The organism is Rhodococcus sp. PAE-6, from assembly GCF_025290685.1.
Lineage (GTDB): Bacteria > Actinomycetota > Actinomycetes > Mycobacteriales > Mycobacteriaceae > Rhodococcus > Rhodococcus pyridinivorans.
On sequence record NZ_JAOCLZ010000253.1, the window covers coordinates 1 to 233 of the forward strand.

General features: G+C 70.0%; 1 pseudogene. It reads left to right on the forward strand.

The annotated features are described in order from the left end of the window. Positions 1-60: 60 nt before the first annotated feature. Positions 61-233: pseudogene (locus tag NVV99_RS27225) on the forward strand (TetR/AcrR family transcriptional regulator); the annotation flags it as partial.

A 233-nucleotide genomic window follows, 5' to 3' on the forward strand; every position in this document is an offset into this window, starting at 1 on the left:
CTATCTCGAGTTCGCCGACGAGCTGACGCTCGGACGAGCGTTGTCGGGGAGGCGGGCGATGTGCCCGTGCGCAGCACGGAGGCATCGCACCGGGGTGAGCCCGAGACGCGTCGCCGGACTTCCGACGAGACCCGGAAGCTGATCATCGAGGCTGCGGGGAAGGCGTTTGCGACGCGCCCCTCCCGCGACATCACGCTCAAGGACATCGCGGAGGAAGCGGGGGTCAGCGCCCC